Annotated in this window: 14 protein-coding genes; 9 read left to right on the top strand and 5 right to left on the bottom strand. The window is 67.5% G+C overall.

Going from position 1 to position 16,671, the window contains the following annotated elements; translation table 11 throughout:
* Positions 1-2 precede the first annotated feature (2 nt).
* A complete protein-coding gene (locus FHW81_RS17575) occupies positions 3-401 on the bottom strand; it encodes a hypothetical protein (protein WP_003100818.1) in 399 nt (132 codons plus the stop codon).
* A gap of 498 nt (positions 402-899) precedes the next feature.
* Between FHW81_RS17575 and FHW81_RS17570 the strand changes: the two genes are divergently transcribed.
* The 9 genes from FHW81_RS17570 (at position 900) to glgB (ending at position 12,802) form a co-directional block, all read left to right on the top strand.
* Positions 900-1,067, top strand: a complete 168-nt coding sequence (locus FHW81_RS17570; RefSeq protein ID WP_003088912.1) for a general stress protein — start codon at positions 900-902, stop codon at positions 1,065-1,067.
* An 80-nt stretch (positions 1,068-1,147) separates the two neighbouring features.
* Complete coding sequence (katE, locus tag FHW81_RS17565; protein WP_003144291.1) at positions 1,148-3,277, top strand: catalase HPII; 2,130 nt, start codon at positions 1,148-1,150, stop codon at positions 3,275-3,277.
* Positions 3,278-3,373: 96 nt separating this feature from the next.
* Positions 3,374-3,508 carry a PSPA7_2676 family Cys-rich small protein gene (locus FHW81_RS17560; RefSeq protein WP_003088917.1) on the top strand — a complete coding sequence of 45 codons (135 nt, stop codon included), beginning with the start codon at positions 3,374-3,376 and terminating at the stop codon, positions 3,506-3,508.
* The gene (locus FHW81_RS17555) at positions 3,505-3,996 is read left to right on the top strand and encodes an MgtC/SapB family protein (RefSeq protein ID WP_003100824.1); all 492 of its coding nucleotides are present in this window, start codon (positions 3,505-3,507) and stop codon (positions 3,994-3,996) included. The genes FHW81_RS17560 and FHW81_RS17555 overlap by 4 nt, the downstream gene beginning before the upstream one ends.
* Positions 3,997-4,009: 13 nt before the next feature.
* A complete protein-coding gene (locus FHW81_RS17550; RefSeq protein ID WP_003088922.1) occupies positions 4,010-4,252 on the top strand; it encodes a hypothetical protein in 243 nt (80 codons plus the stop codon).
* A gap of 22 nt (positions 4,253-4,274) precedes the next feature.
* Complete coding sequence (locus FHW81_RS17545; protein WP_003100825.1) at positions 4,275-5,156, top strand: Ku protein; 882 nt, start codon at positions 4,275-4,277, stop codon at positions 5,154-5,156.
* A gap of 143 nt (positions 5,157-5,299) precedes the next feature.
* Complete coding sequence (locus FHW81_RS17540) at positions 5,300-7,294, top strand: alpha-1,4-glucan--maltose-1-phosphate maltosyltransferase (RefSeq protein ID WP_003120192.1); 1,995 nt, start codon at positions 5,300-5,302, stop codon at positions 7,292-7,294.
* 10 nt (positions 7,295-7,304) lie between these two features.
* Entirely contained in the window at positions 7,305-10,607 is a 3,303-nt protein-coding gene (treS, locus tag FHW81_RS17535; protein ID WP_003088929.1) for a maltose alpha-D-glucosyltransferase, read from the top strand.
* The gene (gene glgB / locus FHW81_RS17530) at positions 10,604-12,802 is read left to right on the top strand and encodes a 1,4-alpha-glucan branching protein GlgB (protein ID WP_019726157.1); all 2,199 of its coding nucleotides are present in this window, start codon (positions 10,604-10,606) and stop codon (positions 12,800-12,802) included. Before treS ends, glgB begins: the two co-directional genes overlap by 4 nt.
* A gap of 1 nt (position 12,803) precedes the next feature.
* Here the strand turns inward: glgB and FHW81_RS17525 are convergent, their stop codons facing one another.
* Genes FHW81_RS17525 through FHW81_RS17510 form a run of 4 tightly spaced genes read right to left on the bottom strand, consistent with a single transcriptional unit; the run spans position 12,804 to position 16,670 of the window.
* Entirely contained in the window at positions 12,804-13,799 is a 996-nt protein-coding gene (locus FHW81_RS17525; protein WP_106120665.1) for a lysylphosphatidylglycerol synthase domain-containing protein, read from the bottom strand.
* Complete coding sequence (clsB, locus tag FHW81_RS17520; RefSeq protein WP_003118106.1) at positions 13,796-15,001, bottom strand: cardiolipin synthase ClsB; 1,206 nt, start codon at positions 14,999-15,001, stop codon at positions 13,796-13,798. Before clsB ends, FHW81_RS17525 begins: the two co-directional genes overlap by 4 nt.
* On the bottom strand, positions 14,998-15,735 hold the full coding sequence (locus FHW81_RS17515) for an endonuclease/exonuclease/phosphatase family protein (RefSeq protein WP_003118105.1): 738 nt from the start codon (positions 15,733-15,735) through the stop codon (positions 14,998-15,000). The genes clsB and FHW81_RS17515 overlap by 4 nt, the downstream gene beginning before the upstream one ends.
* Positions 15,732-16,670, bottom strand: a complete 939-nt coding sequence (locus FHW81_RS17510) for a DUF72 domain-containing protein (RefSeq protein ID WP_017149007.1) — start codon at positions 16,668-16,670, stop codon at positions 15,732-15,734. Before FHW81_RS17510 ends, FHW81_RS17515 begins: the two co-directional genes overlap by 4 nt.
* Position 16,671 lies beyond the last annotated feature (1 nt).

The following is a 16,671-nucleotide window of genomic DNA, read 5'->3' as shown; positions in this document are numbered from 1 at the left end:
CCTTACCAGAAGCCGGCCGGGTGACGGCGTTCGGGGCCCTCCAGGCGAAGGTCGAAGGCGCGGCGGAAGAATACCGCCAGCTCGCTGTCCAGCACCATCGGGTTGATCGACGCCAGCTCGGCCGGCAGGCTGTGCCATTCCTGGGCCCCGGCCAGGTACTGGCGATGGATGACCCGCTCGCCGGGAATCGCCAGCAGGCTGTAGTGGCTTTTCTCGCCTCCCGGCTCGCCGACTTCCAGGCGCAGGCGAGGATGGCCGTCCTCGTCGAGGTCGAGGTCCACGTTGCAGTCCAGGCCGTAGCTGCGCGCCTCTTCGCAGGAGTCGACGAAAAGCGGTTTCGCCACCTGTTCCACGAGAGAAATGAAATAGTGCTGGAATCGCACTTCGTCACTGTTTTCCATGGCGAGTTCCATTTGTTTTAAAGTTCGACGATTAATTATTGAATGGGTCTATCGGAATGTCAGGGATTGCAATAGAAAAGAATAATTAAGTGCCTCCGCCTGGGCATTCTTCGGCATTCGCTCCATGATATTCGGGGTAGGGTTCCTGATCACTGTCTCCCGGTTCGAAATTCCATTCATGGCAATCGCGATCGGGTTCTTCGTTGCTTACAACGGGATCGCTGTAGGCCGGATGCTCGTAGGGTTTCATGGTTCTCCTCCGAGATGTGCGGGCTTTCATCTGACGCAATTCGGGGATTCCTGTCAATGCTGGCAATGGAATAAGGCAAGGATCTTTGAACCCTATGGATTGCGCTCGAAACATGCTGGCAAAACGCTTCGCTTTCATTCGCTGAAAATAATCTGAACCACTGGCGAAACACCCTCTCAGAGTTAGGGCATGCGCAACGCATGCGTCCATGAAATCTGTTCTGAAGAGATTATTCGGAGGAAATAGAAATGGCACAGCATCAAGGTGGTAAAGGCAACTTCGCGGAAGACCCGAAACGTGCTTCGGAGGCCGGCAAGAAGGGCGGCCAGGCCAGCGGCGGCAACTTCAAGAACGATCCGCAGCGGGCCTCCGAGGCTGGCAAGAAAGGTGGCCAGCGCAGCCACGGCGGGAACTGATAACCGCGCAGTGAAGTGAATGGGGCGGAGCAGGGAGGCATCCGCCCCATTTTCATGCCCAGGATGAGGAGAGGAAACCGATGAGCGAGCAGAACAACGAGCAGCGCAGCCAGGCGGCCGGCACCGACACCGTCGACCGTGGCAACAGCAACGCCAAGCTGGAACAGCTGGAGGCCTATCGCGAGGACGCCACCGGAGAGGCCCTGAGCACCAATACCGGCACCCGCATCGCCGATAACCAGAACACCCTGAAGGCCGGCGAGCGCGGACCATCGTTGCTCGAAGACTTCATCATGCGCGAGAAGATCACCCACTTCGACCACGAGCGCATTCCCGAGCGCGTGGTCCACGCTCGTGGCTCGGCGGCGCATGGCTACTTCGAGGCCTACGAGGACCTCAGCGACCTGACCAAGGCCGGCTTCCTCGCCGAGGCGGGCAAGCGTACCCCGGTCTTCGTGCGTTTCTCCACCGTGCAGGGGCCGCGCGGGTCCGCGGATACGGTGCGTGACGTACGCGGCTTCGCCGTGAAGTTCTATACCGACGAAGGCAACTTCGACCTGGTCGGCAACAACATGCCGGTATTCTTCATCCAGGATGCGATCAAGTTCCCCGACTTCGTCCATGCGGTGAAACCCGAACCGCACAACGAGATTCCCACCGGAGCGTCTGCCCACGACACCTTCTGGGACTTCGTTTCGCTGACCCCGGAGTCGGCGCACATGGTCATGTGGCTGATGTCCGATCGCGCCATTCCGATCGCCTACCGCAACATGCAGGGCTTCGGCGTGCACACCTTCCGCCTGGTCAACGCGGCCGGCGAGAGCGTGCTGGTCAAGTTCCACTGGCGACCGAAGTCCGGGACCTGCTCGCTGGTCTGGGACGAGGCGCAGAAGCTCGCCGGCAAGGACCCCGACTTCAACCGGCGGACCCTCTGGGAGGACATCGAGAAGGGCGACTATCCCGAATGGGAGCTGGGCCTGCAGGTGATCCCGGAGAACCAGCAGGACAGCTTCGACTTCGACCTGCTCGACCCCACCAAGCTGGTGCCCGAGGAGTTGGTGCCGGTAAGGGTGGTGGGGCGGATGGTACTCAACCGCAACCCCGACAATTTCTTCGCCGAGACCGAACAGGTGGCGTTCCACGTCGGCCACGTGGTCCCCGGAATCGACTTCACCAACGACCCGCTGTTGCAGGGTCGGCTGTTCTCCTATACCGACACCCAACTGCTGCGCCTGAGCGGGCCGAACTTCAACGAAATCCCGATCAACCGCCCGCTGTGTCCGTTCCACAACAACCAGCGCGACGCGCCGCACCGGCAGACCATCAACCGCGGCCGGGCTTCCTATGAACCGAACTCGATCGACGGCGGCTGGCCGAAGGAAACCCCGCCGGCGGCGCGCAACGGCGGCTTCTCCACCTACCACGAGCCGGTCAGCGGCAGCAAGCTGCGCAAGCGCGCCGACTCCTTCGCCGATCATTTCAGCCAGGCCGCATTGTTCTGGCACAGCATGAGCGAGGCCGAGCAGGCGCATATCGTCGCCGCCTACAGCTTCGAACTGTCCAAGGTCGAGCGGCAATCGATCCGTGAGCGCGAAGTCAACCAGATACTCCTCAACATCGATCCGCAACTGGCCGCCAGGGTCGCGGCGAACGTCGGTGTGCAGCTCGCCGCGCCGGCCAACCCGGCACCGCAGCCGAAGCCGTCGCCGGCGCTGAGCCAGATGAACCTGCTGTCCGGCGACATCCGTTCGCGCAAGGTGGCGATCCTGATCGCCGACGGCGTCGCCGAGAGCGACGTCAGCGACCTACGCGACGCGCTCCGCCAGGAGGGCGCGGACGCCAAGCTGATCGCGCCCAGCGCTTCGCCGGTGCAGGCCGAAAACGGTGCCGAACTGATCCCGGAGGGAACCTGGGACGGCCTGCCGTCGGTAGCCTTCGACGCGGTCTTCGTGCCTGGTGGCGCGGCCAGCAGCCAGGCCATCGGCGCGGACGGACGCGGCCTGCACTACCTGCTGGAAGCCTACAAGCACCTGAAGCCAGTGGCCTTCGCTGGCGATGCCCAGGCGCTGGCCAGCCAGCTTTCGTTGCCTGGCGACCCCGGCGTGGTGCTCGGCGCCACGGCCACCGATGTCTTCCCCGGTCTGCGCCAGGCATTGATGCAGCACCGGATCTGGCAGCGCGAGGCGGCGACCAAGGCGATCCCCGCCTGAGGAGCGCCGCTGGCGAATCCGATCGCACCTTCCCGTCGTCTCGTCGGTCACAGCTGGAAAGGGCGGCTGGCCGAGCGATTCGGCGGGAGGACCCGGATGACCTTGCGTTGCCTGATCGGCGGTTGCGATTGGTGCCGGCAACCGGCGTTGCGACTGGGTGAGGAAACCTTCGACTGCGAGCGCTGCCTGCGTTGCGGTGCCCTGCGCTACAGCGGGATACAACGCCGATGAGCGCCTGGGAGACGCTGTGGAAGATCCTCGGCGAGGAGTTCGCCGATCTCGCCGACTTCGAGCAGACCGCCCGCGCCGCGTTGCGCCTGCTGCTGGCGGCGGCGCTCGGCGCGGTACTCGGCTACGAGCGCGAGCAGAGCGGCAAGGCCGCCGGCCTGCGCACGCACATGCTGGTAACCCTCGGCGCGGCGCTGTTCGTCATGCCGCTGCAATTGCAGAGTGGCGGGGCGGACGCGCTGAGCCGGGTGATCCAGGGCACCGTCGCCGGCATCGGCTTCCTCTGCGCCGGCACCATCCTCAAGGCAGGTCGGGAAAGCCGGGTCAGGGGCCTGACCACCGCGGCGGGTCTCTGGGCCAGCACCGCCATAGGCGTCGCGGTCGGACTCGGTCACCAGGGTACCGCGGTGCTCGGGACGGTCCTGGCGCTACTGGTGCTGCATGTCCTGGCCTGCCTGAACCGTTCGCCGCCATCTTCCGATAGCCATTGAGGAGAGTTCCGTCATGTTCAAGGACTTCGACGCCTGTACCGCCTGGACCGACGCGATGCAGGAGCGCTGCCAGCCGGTCGGCCTGATCCTCTATCAGCCCAAGCGGCGTGGCGCGGCGGTACGCATGCTGTGGGTAGTGACCCCGGGTTGCAGTTGCCTGAGCGACGCCGAGACCGCCGCCGACAACCTGCTCCAGCGCATCACCGACATCGCCGCCGACGGCCGCGTGCGTTACGCGGACGGCGGCACGCTGTAACCATCAAGAGGAGGAAACCGGCATGGCGCGTGCGATCTGGAAAGGCGCGATCAGCTTCGGCCTGGTGCATATACCGGTGAGCCTGTCGGCGGCGACCTCGTCGCAGGGCATCGATTTCGACTGGCTCGACCAGCGCAGCATGGAGCCGGTCGGCTACAAGCGGGTGAACAAGGTCACCGGCAAGGAGATCGAGCGCGAGAACATCGTCAAGGGCGTGGAGTACGAAAAGGGCCGCTACGTGGTGCTGAGCGAGGAAGAAATCCGCGCGGCGCATCCCAAGTCGACCCAGACCATCGAGATCTTCGCTTTCGTCGATAGCCAGGAAATTCCCCTGCAGCACTTCGATACCCCGTACTACCTGGCCCCCGACCGGCGCGGAGGCAAGGTCTACGCGCTGCTCCGGGAGACCCTGGAGCGCACCGGCAAGGTCGCCCTGGCCAACGTCGTCCTGCACACCCGCCAGCACCTGGCGCTCCTGCGGCCTCTGCAGGACGCCCTGGTGCTGATCACCCTGCGCTGGCCGTCGCAGGTGCGCAGCCTGGATGGCCTGGAGCTGGACGAAAGCGTCACCGAGGCGAAACTCGACAAGCGCGAGCTGGAGATGGCCAAGCGCCTGGTGGAGGACATGGCCTCCCACTGGGAGCCGGACGAATACAAGGACAGCTTCAGCGACAAGATCATGAAGCTGGTCGAGGAAAAGGCCGCCAAGGGCCAGCTGCACGCGGTGGAGGAAGAGGAGGAGGTGGCTGGCAAGGGCGCCGACATCATCGATCTCACCGACCTGCTCAAGCGCAGCCTGCGTTCCCGCGCCGGCGGCGGCAAGGACAAGGGCAGCGAAAAGGCCGGGGCCGACGCGAAGGGTCGCGCCAAGTCCGGTGCCTCGCGTTCGCGGCGCAAGGCCTGAGGCGAGCCGCTGGGTAAATCAACCTGAACCAATCGGTCGCCGGCGGGCTCGGAATCAATGACCGTCCGCGCCGCCGGCCATTCGAGGCCGGCGGAAGCCTCGCGACCCATCGCCGAACCCACGTCCCGGAGGAGCGCGCCTCGATGAGTTCGATTGTCCGCAACAGCGACGATGATCCGCTGGTCATCGCCATCCAGCAGCCCCGTATCGCCATCGAGTCGGTCAGCCCTGTGGTGGAAGAGGGTGCCTATCCCGCGAAGACCGAGAGCGACCGCGACCTGCGCCTGGCCGCGCGAATCTTCGCCGATGGCCATGAGGTACTCGGTGCCGAGGTGGTCTGGCGGCGTGTCGGGGAAACCGCGGAGCGGCGCCTGCCGCTGCTGCCCGAAGGCAACGATTTCTGGAGCGCGCAGTTGCGCACGCCGCCCTGCGGCCGCCTGTACTTCCGTATCGAGGCCTGGATCGACCGTTTTGCCGGCTACCGCCGCGAATTGCGTGCCAAGCATGGCGCACGCCTGCCGCTGGACCTGGAGCTGCGCGAGGGCGACGAACTGCTGCAGCGCTGCGCCGAGCGCGGCGGTCCGGAGATCGCCGCCGCCTGTGCGCCGCTGGCCGAACGCCTGCAGGCCTGCCAGAGCGTCGAGGAGCGGGTGGCGCTGTGGCTGGCGGCGCAGACCGGCGAACTGTTGCGTCTGGTCGGCCCGCGCGAGCACCTGGTGCGCAGCCGCGAATACCCGGTGGAGGTGGAGCGACCGCTGGCGCGCTTCGCCAGTTGGTACGAGCTGTTCCCTCGCTCGGAAAGCGGCGACCCGACACGCCACGGTACCTTCGACGACGTGATCCGGCGCCTGCCGCAGATCGCCGCGATGGGCTTCGACGTTCTCTATTTCCCGCCGATCCACCCCATCGGCCGCACCCATCGCAAGGGCCGCAACAATTCCTTGCGTGCCGAGGCCGGCGACCCCGGCAGCCCGTATGCGATCGGCAGTGAGGATGGCGGCCACGAGGCGATCCATCCCGAACTGGGCGACCGCGAGGATTTCCGCCGGCTGCTCGTTGCGGTGCGCGAGCACGGCATGGAACTGGCGCTGGACTTCGCCATCCAGTGCTCCCCCGACCACCCCTGGCTGCGCGAGCATCCCGGCTGGTTCGCCTGGCGTCCGGACGGTAGCTTGCGCTACGCGGAGAACCCGCCGAAGAAGTACGAGGACATCGTCAACGTCGACTTCTACGCCGAACAGGCCCTGCCGAGCCTGTGGGAAGCCTTGCGCGACGTGGTGCTGGGCTGGGTCGAGCAGGGCGTGACGCTGTTTCGCGTCGACAACCCGCACACCAAGCCACTGCCGTTCTGGGAGTGGCTGATCGCCGAGGTGCGCGGCCGCCATCCGCAGGTGATCTTCCTTTCCGAGGCGTTCACCCGCCCGGCGATGATGGCGCGCCTGGGCAAGGTCGGCTTCAGCCAGAGCTACACCTATTTCACCTGGCGCAACGACAAGCAGGAACTGGCGGAGTACTTCGCCGAACTCAACCAGCCACCCTGGCGCGACTGCTACCGGCCGAACTTCTTCGTCAACACCCCGGACATCAATCCCTGGTTCCTGCAACGCTCCGGCCGCCCCGGCTTCCTCATCCGTGCCGCCCTGGCGACCATGGGGTCGGGGCTGTGGGGCATGTACTCCGGCTTCGAGCTGTGCGAGGCGGCGGCCTTGCCGGGCAAGGAGGAGTACCTCGACTCGGAGAAATACCAGTTGCGTCCGCGCGACTACCAGGCGCCGGGCAACATCGTCGCCGAGATCGCCCGGCTCAACCGCATCCGCCGGGAAAACCCGGCATTGCAGACGCACCTCGGGTTCCAGGCCTACAACGCCTGGAACGACCGCATCCTGTATTTCGGCAAGCGCACCGCGGACCTCGCCAACTTCGTCCTGGTGGCGGTCTGCCTGGACCCGCACGAAGCCCAGGAGGCGCATTTCGAACTGCCGCTGTGGGAGTTCGGCCTGCCCGACGACGCCAGCCTCCAGGGCGAGGACCTGATGAACGGGCATCGCTGGGTCTGGCACGGCAAGGTCCAGTGGATGCGCATCGAACCCTGGCACCTGCCGTTCGGCATCTGGCGCGTGCGGCGCGTCGACGCATAAGGAGAAACCCATGGCCAGACGCGAGAAACCGGTCTTTCTCAACGACCCGCAATGGTACAAGGACGCGGTGATCTACCAGGTCCACGTGAAATCCTTCTACGACGCCAACAACGATGGCATCGGCGACTTCGCCGGGCTGATCGAGAAGCTCGACTACATCGCCGACCTCGGCGTGAACACTCTCTGGCTGCTGCCGTTCTACCCGTCGCCACGCCGCGACGACGGCTACGACATCGCCCAGTACCGTGGCGTGCACAGCGACTACGGCAGCCTCGCCGACGCCCGCCGGTTCATCGCCGAGGCCCATCGACGCGGTCTGCGGGTGATTACCGAGCTGGTGATCAACCACACCTCCGACCAGCATCCCTGGTTCATCCGCGCCCGCCACGCGAAGAAGGGATCGCGCGCCCGCGACTACTACGTCTGGTCGGACAGCGACGAGAAATACCAGGGTACGCGGATCATCTTCATCGACACCGAGCAGTCCAACTGGACCTGGGACCCGGTAGCCCAACAGTACTACTGGCACCGCTTCTATTCCCACCAGCCGGACCTGAACTTCGACAACCCGCAGGTCCTGCGCGAGGTGCTCGGGGTGATGCGCTACTGGCTGGACATGGGCGTCGACGGCCTGCGCCTGGACGCGATTCCCTACCTGATCGAACGCGACGGCACCAGCAGCGAGAACCTGCCGGAGACCCACCAGGTGCTCAAGCGCATCCGCGCCGAGCTGGACGCGCACTATCCCGACCGCATGCTGCTGGCCGAGGCCAACCAGTGGCCGGAAGACACCCGGCCGTACTTCGGCGGCGAGGATGGCGGCGAGGGCGACGAATGCCACATGGCCTTCCACTTCCCGCTGATGCCGCGCATGTACATGGCCATCGCCCAGGAGGATCGCTATCCGATCACCGACATCCTGCGCCAGACCCCGGACATCCCGGCCAATTGCCAATGGGCGATCTTCCTGCGCAACCACGACGAGCTGACCCTGGAGATGGTCACCGACGACGAGCGCGACTATCTCTGGAACCACTATGCCGCCGACCGCCGCGCGCGCCTCAACCTGGGCATCCGCCGGCGCCTGGCGCCGCTGGTGGAGCGTGACCGGCGGCGCATCGAGCTGCTGCACAGCCTGCTGTTGTCGATGCCGGGCACGCCGACCCTGTACTACGGCGACGAGATCGGCATGGGCGACAACATCTACCTCGGCGACCGCGACGGCGTGCGGACCCCGATGCAGTGGTCGGTGGACCGCAACGGCGGCTTCTCCCGCGCCGACCCGGCGAAGCTGGTGCTGCCGCCGATTCTCGACCCGCTGTACGGCTACCAGACGATCAACGTCGAGGCGCAGGCGCGCGACCCGCATTCGCTGCTCAACTGGATGCGCCGCCTGCTCGCCGTGCGCAGCCAGCAGAAGGCCTTCGGCCGCGGCAGCCTGAAGATGCTCGCGCCGAGCAACCGACGGATCCTCGCCTACCTGCGCGAATACGCCGAGGGCGAACGGCAGGACAGCATCCTCTGCGTGGCCAACCTGTCGCGCGCGGCCCAGGCGGTGGAACTGGACCTCGCCAGCCATGCCGGCAAGGTGCCGGTGGAGATGATCGGCGGCATGTCGTTCCCGCCGATCGGCGAGCTGACCTACCTGCTGACCCTGCCGCCCTACGGCTTCTACTGGTTCTACCTGGCCGACGCGACGCAGATGCCGAGCTGGCACGTGGCCGCCGACGAGCGCCTGCCGGAACTGCCGACCCTGGTGGTCAAGCAGCGCCTCGGCGAGCTGCTGCAGGGCGCATCGCGGAACATCCTGGAAGGCGAGACGCTGCCGGCCTACCTGCCGAAGCGCCGCTGGTTCGCCGGCGAGAAAGGCCAGCCACGGCTCTGCTACATCGTTCCGCTGGACGAGGCGGAGCCGCGCTGTGCATTGTGCGAAGTGGAGATCGACGGGCTGCGCTACCAGTTGCCGCTGGGCTTCCTCGACGCCGACCAGCGCGGCGACAGCCTGCCTCAGTTGCTGGCCCTGGCGCGCCTGCGGCGCGGTCGCAAGGTCGGCCTGCTGACCGACGCCGCCAGCCTGCCGCTGTTCGCCCGCAAGGTCCTCGCGCAACTCCGCGCCGAGGCGGTGATCGCCCACGGCGACGGCGAGATCCAGTTCATCCCGGCGGCGGGACTGGCGGAAATGGACGACATCGCCGACGAAGACGTCCTGCCGTTCTCGGTGGAGCAGTCCAACAGCTCGATCCGCTTCGGCGAGCGCATGGTCCTCAAGGTGCTGCGCAAGATCCTTCCGGGGCTGCACCCGGAAATCGAGGTCGGCGGCTACCTGACCCGCCACGGCTACCCCGGCATCGCACCGTTGCTCGGCGAGGTACGGCGGGTCGGCGCGGATGGCGAGCCGCACACGCTGATGATCCTGCAGGGCTACCTGAACAACCAGGGCGACGCCTGGAACTGGACCCTGGACAACCTGGAGCGAGCCGTGCGCGACGAGATATCCGCGGCCAGCGAGGCGCTCGAAGGGCAATACGACAGCCTCGCCGAACTGCGCGGCTTCGCCGCCAACCTCGGCGCCCGGCTCGGCGAGATGCACAGCGTACTGGCCGGCGAGTCGGACGATCCGGCCTTCGGCAGCCGCGAGAGCGACGAAGCCAGCGTCCAGGCCTGGGCGCTGCGCATCGCCGAACAGTTGCGCGAAGCCGGCAAACGCCTGAGCGAGCCGCCACGGCCGTTGCAGGGCGAGGCGGCGGAACAGGCGCGGCGCCTGCTGGAACGCCTGCCGGCGCTGCTCGAACGCCTGCCGCTGCTGGCCCGGCAGGCAGCCGGCGGGCTGCTGATCAGGGTTCACGGCGACCTGCACCTGGGCCAGGTGCTGATGGTCCAGGGCGACGCACGTTTCATCGACTTCGAGGGCGAGCCGGCGCGCAGCCTGGAAGAGCGCCGCCAGCGCCACAGTCCGATGAAGGACGTCGGCGGCATGCTGCGCTCGTTCGACTACGCGGCGGCGATGGTCCTGCGCAACGCGCAGAGCACCGATAGCTCGGAACAGGCCGACAGCGCCCGGCGCAAGGTCGCCATGCGCTATCGCAGCGAAGCCCGCGACGCCTTCCTGGCCGGCTATCGGGCCGCCGCGGCGGGTCTCATGCACGCCTGGCACGGTCGCGAAGGCGAGGGGGCGGCGCTGGCCCTGGCCTGCCTGGAAAAGGCCGCCTACGAACTGCTCTACGAAGCCGACTACCGCCCCGACTGGCTGGAAGTGCCTCTCGCCGGTCTGGCCGAACTCACCGAACACCTCCTGAAGGGCAAGAACCGATGAGCGAACCGATGTCCGAACGCGAACGCTGGCAACTGGAGCTGGACAAGCTGCAGCGCGGCCTGCAGGGCGATCCATTCGCCTTCCTCGGCCCGCAGCGCGACCCCGGCGGCGAAGGCGGCGTGCTGCGCGCCTACCTGCCCGGCGCGCAGCGCGTCGAGCTGCTCGACGAAGACGGCGCGACGCTCGCCGAACTGGAGCAGAGCGACCCCGGCAGCGGCTTGTTCCAGCGCCACCTGGAGCGCCTGCCACCGCGCTACAGCCTGCGCGTGCACTGGCCGGACGGCGTGCAGGAAAGCGAAGACCCCTATGCCTTCGGGCCGTTGCTCGGCGAACTCGACCTCTACCTGTTCGCCGAAGGCAACCACCGCCAACTGGCCTCCTGTCTGGGCGCGCAACTGACCCGTCACGAAGGCGTGGAGGGCGTGCGCTTCGCGGTCTGGGCGCCGAACGCCGTGCGCGTCTCGGTGGTCGGCGATTTCAACGGCTGGGACGGGCGCCGTCACCCGATGCGACGACGCTATCCATCCGGCGTCTGGGAACTGTTCGTCCCGCGCCTCGGCGAGGGCGAACTGTACAAGTACGAGTTGCAGGGCCACGACGGCCTCCTGCCGCTGAAGGCCGACCCCCTGGCGCTGGCCTGCGAGACGCCGCCCGGAACCGCTTCGAAGACCTGCGCGGCGTTGCGCCACGAGTGGCGCGACCAGGACTGGCTGGCCCGGCGCGCGGAGCGCCAGGGCTATGCGGCACCGCTGTCGATCTACGAAGTCCACGCCGGCTCCTGGCGCCACCGCGACGGCCGGCCGCCGCACTGGTCGGAACTGGCGGAGGAGCTGATTCCCTACGTGCGCCAGCTCGGCTTCACCCATATCGAGCTGATGCCGGTGATGGAACATCCCTTCGGCGGCTCCTGGGGCTACCAGCCGCTCGGGTTGTTCGCCCCCACCGCGCGCTACGGCACGCCGGAGGACTTCGCCGCGTTCGTCGACGCCTGCCACCAGGCCGGCATCGGCGTGATCCTCGACTGGGTGCCGGCGCATTTTCCCACCGACGCCCACGGCCTGGGCCGTTTCGACGGCACGGCGCTGTACGAGTACGAACATCCCTTCGAAGGCTTCCACCAGGACTGGGATACCTACATCTACAACCTTGGCCGCAGCGAGGTGCACGGCTTCATGCTGGCCTCGGCGCTGCACTGGCTGCGCACCTACCACGTCGACGGCCTGCGGGTGGATGCGGTGGCCTCGATGCTCTATCGCGACTATTCGCGCAAGGAAGGCGAATGGCTGCCGAACCGCCATGGCGGCCGGGAGAACCTGGAGGCCATCGACTTCCTCCATCACCTCAACCAGGTGGTCGCCAGCGAAACCCCCGGCGCGCTGGTGATCGCCGAGGAATCCACCGCCTGGCCCGGCGTCAGCCGTCCGGTGGCGGAGGGCGGCCTGGGCTTCAGCCATAAGTGGAACATGGGCTGGATGCACGACAGCCTGGCGTACATCGGCGAAGACCCGCTGCACCGGCGCTATCACCACCACCAGTTGACCTTCGGCCTGCTCTACGCCTTCTCCGAGCATTTCATCCTGCCGATCTCCCACGACGAGGTGGTACATGGCAAGCACTCGCTACTGGACAAGATGCCCGGCGACCGCTGGCAGAAGTTCGCCAACCTGCGCCTGTACCTGAGCTTCATGTGGTCGCACCCGGGCAAGAAGCTGCTGTTCATGGGATGCGAGTTCGGCCAGTGGCGCGAGTGGAACCACGACGGCGAACTGGACTGGTACCTGCTGCGCTATCCGGAGCATCAGGGCGTACAGGACCTGGTGGCGGCCCTCAACCGGCTGTACCGCGAACTCCCCGCACTGCATGCGCGCGACGGCGAGGCGCTCGGCTTCGAATGGCTGATCGGCGACGACCAGGCGAACAGTGTCTACGCCTGGCTGCGCCACGCGGCCGGCGAGCCATCGCTGCTGGCGGTACACAATTTCACCCCGGTGCCGCGCCAGGGCTATCGGATCGGCGTACCGCAAGGCGGCGACTGGGACGTGCTGCTCAATAGCGACGCCCAGGCGTTCGCCGGTTCCGGCGCAGGCAGCCAGGGCCGCGTCTCCAGCGAGTCGTGCGGCGCCCATGGCCAGGCGCAGTCGCTGGTGCTCGACCTGCCGCCGCTGGGCACGCTGCTGCTGCGTCCGGCCGGCTGATTCAGGCCTGGCCCTGGCGCAGGCGGCGCTGTTTGCGGCGCAGGCGGATCGCCCGGCGCTCCAACAGCAGGTAGACCACGCAGGCCAGCGCCAGGGGTAGGAGGAAATACAGCACCCGGTAGCCGATCAACGCGGCCAGCAGCACGCCCTGGGACAGGCGTCCCTGGAGCAGGGCGATGAACACCGCTTCGAGCACCCCGAGCCCGGCCGGGATATGGGTGATGACCCCGGCGATGCTGCTGATCAGGAGGATCGCCAGGACGCTCGGGTAATCCACGCTGTGCGGCAGCAGGCTGTACAGCAGGAGCGCCATCAGCGACCAGTTGCTCGCTCCGAGCAGGCCTTGCAGGGCCGCCAGCCGCCAGGACGGCAGGGTCAGCCGATGCTCGCGCCAGCCCCAGGCGCGGCGGCGGGCGAAACGGCAGGCCAGCAGGTAGCCTGCGGCCAGCGCCAGGAGCAGGGCGCCGATCAGGCGCAGGCCGTCGCTGCCGAGCTTCCAGCCCGGCGGCAAGGCCGGCAGGCCGCAGCTGAACAGGATGCCGGCGAGCAGCAGGTAGCCGAACCAGTTGGTCACCAGGCTGAAGGTGAGGATCCGGGTGATATCGGCGATGTCCAGGCCGAGCCGACTGTACAGGCGATAGCGCAGCGCCACGGCGCCGACCCAGGAACTCAGGTTGAGGTTGAACGCATTGCACACGAACGCCACGGTGAAGACCCGCCGCTTGGGCAGCGAGTGGCCGATGTAGTAGCGGCTGAGCAGGTCGAAGCTGCTGAACACCGTATAGCCGGCGGCCGCCAGCAGCAGCCCGAGGAACAGGGTCGCGGGGCGATACTCGCCGAGGGCGTGGCGGACTTCCTGCCAGTCGAGATTCTTCACCAGCAGGAACAGCAGCACCGGGACCAGCACGAAGAACGCCAGGGTCAGCAGCCTGCGCAGCCAGCGCCAGTGAGCGCGGCGTGGCGCCGCCGAGGCAGTTGCGTGACCGCTGCCGTTCATGGGTTGCCCCGCTGGCCCTGGCGTTCCTGCCAGCGCCGCGACGGACGCGGCTCCAGCGATTTCAGGCGCGGCAGATGGGCGGGTACCCAACCGGCGATAGCCGGAAAGTGCCTGGAAAAGTGGAAGCCGAGGAAGATCAGCGGCGCTCGCCACCAGTAGCCGCGCCTCGCGTGGCGGCGGCTGATGCGCCGGCAGTGGCGGCGCGCCAGCTCGCGCAGGTGCTGGTAGAGCTGGCCGTTGAAGGCGACGTCGCGGATCACCAGGTTGGCCTCCAGGTTCAGCGACAGGCTGAGGGGATCGAGATTGCTCGAGCCGATGGTCGACCAGTCGTCGTCGATCACCGCGACCTTGCCGTGCAGCGGACGCTGGCAGTATTCGTGGATACGCACGCCCTCGCGCAGCAGGTAGTCGTAGAGCAGCCGGCTGCACAGGCGCACCAGCGGCATGTCCGGCATGCCCTGTAGTACCAGGTCGACGCGCACGCCGCGGCGCGCCGCATCGCGCAGCTCGCGAAGCAGGCGGTAGCCGGGGAAGAAATAGGCGTTGGCGATCAGCAGGCGTCGCCGCGCCTGGCGGATCGCCTGCAGGTACTCGCGCTCGATGTCGTCGCTGGACTGGTCGTTGTCGCGGATCACCAGGCGCACCCGCGCCGGCTGCCCGGCGCCCGACGGCCGCAACGGCGGGTAGTCGGCGTCCGGTTCGAGCAACGCCAGGCAGGCCTGGCGGATATCGCGCACCACCGGACCCTCGACGCGCACCGCGTAGTCCTGCTTGGCCATGTTGCCGCGACGCACCAGGTGGTCCTCGCCGTAGTTGATGCCGCCGACGAAGGCCTGCTGGCGATCGATCACCACCAGCTTGCGGTGCAACCGGCGAAACAGGTTGGTACGCATGCCGAGCAGGCGCGGGCGCGGGTCGAACAGGTGCACGCGAACCCCGGCGGCGGTGAGCCTGGCCAGGTAGTCCGGGCTGAGCGAGGCGGTGCCGTAGCCGTCCACCGTGACCTGTACCTCGACACCGCGCTCGGCGGCGGCGCTGAGGGCTTCCTGCAACTGCCGGCCGACCTCGTCCTCGAAGATGATGAAGGTTTCCAGGAGGATCTCCCGGCGCGCCTCGGCGATGCACTGGAACAGGCGCGGAAAGTACTCTTCGCCGTTGATCAGCAGTTCTACGCGGTTGCCGTCGCGCCAGGGGAAGTTCATGGCTCCACCTCCACCGCCAGCGGCAGGTGGTCGGACAGGTGCGACCAGGGCCGCCGCGAGAGGATGCGCGGCTGGCGCCCGCGGGCATTGCGCAGGTAAATGCGGTCCAGCGGCAGCACCGGCCAGCGCGCCGGGAAGCTGCGCGCCGGCCGGCCCTGGGCGCCGACGAAGACTTCGCGCAGGCCGCAACCGGCGAGCAGTTGGTCAGCGCGCTGGCGCCAGTCGTTGAAGTCGCCGGCGACCACCACCGGCTCGCGCTCCGGCAGGCCCGCCACCAGTTCGCAGAGCAGTTGCAACTGGCGCTGGCGCTGCGCCTCGCGCAATCCCAGGTGCACGCAGACCGCGTGCAGCGGACGGCCGATGTCGATCACCGCATGCAACAGGCCGCGCTCCTCGTTGCCCGCCACCGAGACGTCGAGGTTGCGGTGGGCGAGGATCGGATGCTTGGAGAGCACGGCATTGCCATGGTGGCCTTCGGGATACACCGCGTTGCGCCCGTAGGCGAACTGCGGCCACATGCTGTCGGCCAGATACTCGTATTGCGGCGCCGGCGGCCAGGATGGCAGGCGCGCGGCGTGCAGGCTATGGGAGCCGAGGACCTCCTGGAGGAACACCAGGTCGGCACCGACGCTGCGCACCGCTTCGCGCAACTCCGGCAAGATGAAGCGCCGATTGAACGGGTTGAAACCCTTGTGGGTGTTCACCGTCAGCACCTGCAGGCGTGGCAGGATCATGCGGCACTCTCCCGCAGGTCATCGGGCAACTGTCCGGGCACCGTGCGCAGGCCGCCGTCGAGTTCCAGCAGCTGCAGGAGGCGCCGGGCGTCGTAGGGTGCGCGCACCTTGACGTCGTTGTCGAAGTAGCAGTACAGGTCGCGCGCCGTCGCCGTCGCCGGTGCGTCCTGGCTGGCCCGGCGCAGGTCGTCGGCCTGGCCGCCGCCGGCCCAGGCGCGGATCCGTGCCTGCCACTGGCCCAGGGCCGCTTCCGAATAGCCGCTGCGGTACAGTTCCTTGTCGCCATGCAGGCGCAGGTACAGGAAGTCGGCGCAGACGTCGCCGAGCAGCGGCCACTTGCCGGCGGTATCGGCCACCACCAGGGCAACCCGGTATTCGCGCAGCAGCTCGATGAACGTCGGGTCGACGAAGCTCTCATGGCGGATTTCCACGGCATGCCGCAGGCGCTGCGCCGGATCGCCGTCGAGGTAGCCCTCGCGGTGCAGGCGCGCGGCGCTGTGCCGGGCGAGCTTCTGCGCGGCGGCGCCGTCGCGCGGCAGGCGGGCGAGGAAATCGGCGAACAGCTCGCGGTCGAAGCGCATGCTCGGCGGGAACTGCCAGAGGAACGGGCCGAGGCGCTGGCGCAGGGCGAGGGGGCCGGAGGCGAAGAAGTTCGCCAGCGGCTCGTCGATCTCGCGCAGGCGCCGCACGTGGGTGATGTAACGCGGGGCCTTGACGCTGAAAACGAAGTCCTCGGGGGTGTCCTCGGCCCAGCCGCGGAAGCGCTCGGGCGTCTGCAGGGCGTAGAAGGTGCCGTTGATCTCGATGCTGTTCACCGCCCGCGAGGCGAAGCGCAGTTCGTCCTTCTGGCGCAGCCCCTCGGGATAGAAGTCACCTCTCCAGGGGGCGTAGCGCCAGCCGGAAATGCCGATGCGCAGGCGTGCCGGTGCGCTCATG

Origin of the sequence: Pseudomonas sp. RC10-4-2 (genome assembly GCF_050433085.1) — a bacterium.
GTDB classification, from domain to species: domain Bacteria; phylum Pseudomonadota; class Gammaproteobacteria; order Pseudomonadales; family Pseudomonadaceae; genus Pseudomonas; species Pseudomonas aeruginosa.
This window is presented reverse-complemented; position numbering and strand designations above follow the sequence as displayed.

Coding starts and splice junctions, on each gene's coding strand:
- FHW81_RS17575 (WP_003100818.1), bottom strand. CDS start 401: ATGGAAAACAGTGACGAAGTGCGATTCCAGCACTATTTCATTTCTCTC.
- FHW81_RS17570 (WP_003088912.1), top strand. CDS start 900: ATGGCACAGCATCAAGGTGGTAAAGGCAACTTCGCGGAAGACCCGAAA.
- katE (WP_003144291.1), top strand. CDS start 1,148: ATGAGCGAGCAGAACAACGAGCAGCGCAGCCAGGCGGCCGGCACCGAC.
- FHW81_RS17560 (WP_003088917.1), top strand. CDS start 3,374: ATGACCTTGCGTTGCCTGATCGGCGGTTGCGATTGGTGCCGGCAACCG.
- FHW81_RS17555 (WP_003100824.1), top strand. CDS start 3,505: ATGAGCGCCTGGGAGACGCTGTGGAAGATCCTCGGCGAGGAGTTCGCC.
- FHW81_RS17550 (WP_003088922.1), top strand. CDS start 4,010: ATGTTCAAGGACTTCGACGCCTGTACCGCCTGGACCGACGCGATGCAG.
- FHW81_RS17545 (WP_003100825.1), top strand. CDS start 4,275: ATGGCGCGTGCGATCTGGAAAGGCGCGATCAGCTTCGGCCTGGTGCAT.
- FHW81_RS17540 (WP_003120192.1), top strand. CDS start 5,300: ATGAGTTCGATTGTCCGCAACAGCGACGATGATCCGCTGGTCATCGCC.
- treS (WP_003088929.1), top strand. CDS start 7,305: ATGGCCAGACGCGAGAAACCGGTCTTTCTCAACGACCCGCAATGGTAC.
- glgB (WP_019726157.1), top strand. CDS start 10,604: ATGAGCGAACCGATGTCCGAACGCGAACGCTGGCAACTGGAGCTGGAC.
- FHW81_RS17525 (WP_106120665.1), bottom strand. CDS start 13,799: ATGAACGGCAGCGGTCACGCAACTGCCTCGGCGGCGCCACGCCGCGCT.
- clsB (WP_003118106.1), bottom strand. CDS start 15,001: ATGAACTTCCCCTGGCGCGACGGCAACCGCGTAGAACTGCTGATCAAC.
- FHW81_RS17515 (WP_003118105.1), bottom strand. CDS start 15,735: ATGATCCTGCCACGCCTGCAGGTGCTGACGGTGAACACCCACAAGGGT.
- FHW81_RS17510 (WP_017149007.1), bottom strand. CDS start 16,670: ATGAGCGCACCGGCACGCCTGCGCATCGGCATTTCCGGCTGGCGCTAC.